This window comes from Cryobacterium sp. Y82, from assembly GCF_002929495.1.
In the GTDB taxonomy this organism is placed as follows: domain Bacteria; phylum Actinomycetota; class Actinomycetes; order Actinomycetales; family Microbacteriaceae; genus Cryobacterium; species Cryobacterium serini.
Genome location: NZ_PJJJ01000009.1, coordinates 1 through 3,603, shown reverse-complemented (window position 1 = coordinate 3,603; position 3,603 = coordinate 1). Strand labels below are relative to the sequence as shown.

Annotated in this window: 2 rRNA genes; both read left to right on the top strand. The window is 52.8% G+C overall.

Going from position 1 to position 3,603, the window contains the following annotated elements:
* Positions 1-217 precede the first annotated feature (217 nt).
* Positions 218-3,346 (top strand): 23S ribosomal RNA (locus tag CXY70_RS00075).
* 126 nt (positions 3,347-3,472) lie between these two features.
* Positions 3,473-3,589: ribosomal RNA gene (rrf, locus tag CXY70_RS00070) — 5S ribosomal RNA — on the top strand.
* The last annotated feature ends 14 nt before the right edge of the window (positions 3,590-3,603 follow it).

Sequence of the window (3,603 nt, the reverse complement as noted above, 5' to 3'; positions counted from 1 at the left end):
TCTGATTCTTCTGGACTTTTTCTCGTTGGCATGACGTGCCGGCGGGAAGGGTACCGCCCGTACTTTGAGAACTACACAGTGGACGCGAGCATCTTAAATTTGCCGCAGTGATCTTCGGATTCTGCGGTCAATTACAAAGATCTAAGCAATTAGATCATTGGTCAATTTCGATCATCACTTTCGAGTGGTGATACTTAATCGATTCAAACTCATGTGATTTCAAATTTTTAAGAGCAAACGGTGAATGCCTTGGCATGTAGAGCCGAAGAAGGACGTAGTAATCTGCGATAAGCCTCGGGGAGTTGATAAACGAACTGTGATCCGAGGATGTCCGAATGGGGAAACCCCGCCAGGCCCGTGAGGTGACCTGGTGACTCCCGCCTGAATATATAGGGCGGGTAGAGGGAACGTGGGGAAGTGAAACATCTCAGTACCCACAGGAAGAGAAAACAACAGTGATTCCGTTAGTAGTGGCGAGCGAACCCGGATGAGGCTAAACCGATCATGTGTGATAGCCGGTAGGCGTTGCATGGTCGGGGTTGCGGGACTTTTCTGCCTATTCTACCGAATGGTAAGGGTTAGAACGTTGTATAGACGAACAGGATTGAAAGCCTGGTCATAGAGGGTGCGAACCCCGTAGTCGAAATGCAGCAATCGCCCGAGAAGTATCCCAAGTAGCACGGGGCCCGAGAAATCCCGTGTGAATCCGTCAGGACCACCTGATAAGCCTAAATACTCCTACATGACCGATAGTGAACAAGTACCGTGAGGGAAAGGTGAAAAGTACCCCGGGAGGGGAGTGAAATAGTACCTGAAACCGTTTGCTTACAAACCGTTGGAGCCAGCTTTGTTCTGGTGACAGCGTGCCTTTTGAAGAATGAGCCTGCGAGTTAGTGATATGTGGCGAGCTTAACCCGAGAGGGGAATGCGTAGCGAAAGCGAGTCTGAATAGGGCGATTCAGTCGCATGTCCTAGACCCGAAGCGAAGTGATCTATCCATGGCCAGGTTGAAGCGACGGTAAGACGTCGTGGAGGACCGAACCCACTTCAGTTGAAAATGGAGGGGATGAGCTGTGGATAGGGGTGAAAGGCCAATCAAACTTCGTGATAGCTGGTTCTCTCCGAAATGCATTTAGGTGCAGCGTTGCGTGTTTCTTGCCGGAGGTAGAGCTACTGGATGGCCGATGGGGCCCAAAAGCTTACTGACGTCAGCCAAACTCCGAATGCCGGTAAGTGAGAGCGCAGCAGTGAGACGGTGGGGGATAAGCTTCATCGTCGAGAGGGAAACAACCCAGACCACCAACTAAGGTCCCAAAGCGCGTGCTAAGTGGGAAAGGATGTGGAGTTGCACAGACAACCAGGAGGTTGGCTTAGAAGCAGCCATCCTTGAAAGAGTGCGTAATAGCTCACTGGTCAAGTGATTCCGCGCCGACAATGTAACGGGGCTCAAGCACGCCACCGAAGTTGTGGCATTGATATTTTTGGTTAGCTAACACCCTTGTGGTGTTGGTTCAGCCGTGTTGATGGGTAGGAGAGCGTCGTGTGGCCAGCGAAGCGGCGGTGTAAACCAGCCGTGGAGGCCACACGAGTGAGAATGCAGGCATGAGTAGCGAAAGACGGGTGAGAAACCCGTCCTCCGAAAGATCAAGGGTTCCAGGGCCAGGCTAATCCGCCCTGGGTAAGTCGGGACCTAAGGCGAGGCCGACAGGCGTAGTCGATGGACAACGGGTTGATATTCCCGTACTGACGAAAAACCGCCCAAGCTAATCCAGTAATGCTAAGCATCTGAATCCCCTAGATGGATCCCTTCGGGGTGAAGCGTGTGGCCTAGCGTGCGACCCTATGCTGGTGCGGTTAGCGTATTAACAGGTGTGACGCAGGAAGGTAGCTGAGCCGGGCGATGGTTGACCCGGTCTAAGGATGTAGGGCGAACGATAGGCAAATCCGTCGTTCATGATGCCTGAGACCCGATGGGTAGCCCGTAAGGGTGAAATCAGTGATCCTATGCTGCCAAGAAAAGCATCGACGCGAGGTTTTAGTCACCCGTACCCCAAACCGACTCAGGTGATCAGGTAGAGAATACTAAGGAGATCGAGAGAATCGTGGTTAAGGAACTCGGCAAAATGCCCCCGTAACTTCGGGAGAAGGGGGGCCTGAGGCGTGAACGGACTTGCTCCGGGAGCGTTCGAAGGCCGCAGAGACCAGTGGGAAGCGACTGTTTACTAAAAACACAGGTCCGTGCTAAGTCGCAAGACGATGTATACGGACTGACGCCTGCCCGGTGCTGGAAGGTTAAGAGGAACGGTTAGCCGCAAGGCGAAGCTGAGAATTTAAGCCCCAGTAAACGGCGGTGGTAACTATAACCATCCTAAGGTAGCGAAATTCCTTGTCGGGTAAGTTCCGACCTGCACGAATGGCGTAACGACTTCCCAGCTGTCTCAACCGCGAACTCGGCGAAATTGCATTACGAGTAAAGATGCTCGTTACGCGCAGCAGGACGGAAAGACCCCGTGACCTTTACTACAGCTTGGTATTGGTGTTCGGTGTGGCTTGTGTAGGATAGGTGGGAGACTGTGAAGCTTGGACGCTAGTTCAGGTGGAGTCATTGTTGAAATACCACTCTGGTCATATTGGATACCTAACTTCGAACCGTGATCCGGTTCAGGGACAGTGCCTGGTGGGTAGTTTAACTGGGGCGGTTGCCTCCTAAAAAGTAACGGAGGCGCCCAAAGGTTCCCTCAACCTGGTTGGTAATCAGGTGTCGAGTGTAAGTGCACAAGGGAGCTTGACTGTAAGACTGACAAGTCGAGCAGGGACGAAAGTCGGGACTAGTGATCCGGCAGTGGCTTGTGGAAGCGCTGTCGCTCAACGGATAAAAGGTACCTCGGGGATAACAGGCTGATCTTGCCCAAGAGTCCATATCGACGGCATGGTTTGGCACCTCGATGTCGGCTCGTCGCATCCTGGGGCTGGAGTAGGTCCCAAGGGTTGGGCTGTTCGCCCATTAAAGCGGTACGCGAGCTGGGTTTAGAACGTCGTGAGACAGTTCGGTCCCTATCCGCTGCGCGCGCAGGAAATTTGAGAAGATCTATCCCTAGTACGAGAGGACCGGGATGGACGAACCTCTGGTGTGTCAGTTGTTCCGCCAGGAGCACCGCTGATTAGCTACGTTCGGAACGGATAACCGCTGAAAGCATCTAAGCGGGAAGCCGGCTTCGAGATGAGATTTCCATCCCTTCGGGGGAGAGGCTCGCAGCTAGACTACTGCGTTGATAGGCCGGATGTGGAAGTGGGGACTAAAGACCCATGAAGCTGACCGGTACTAATAAGCCGATAATTTGATAACACTCAGTTTGAAGAAGCTGCTTTAGCGTCCACTATGTGGTTCTCGATGTACGGTCGAGAACAACGCTCCTTGTCAAGGGGAGCTCTATATAACTAAATAATATAGAATCGATTCATCGCAAGATGTTTCGGCGGCTATAGCGAGAGGGAAACGCCCGGTCACATTCCGAACCCGGAAGCTAAGACTCTCAGCGCCGATGGTACTGCAGGGGGGACCCTGTGGGAGAGTAGGACACCGCCGGACTTAACTTAGAAACA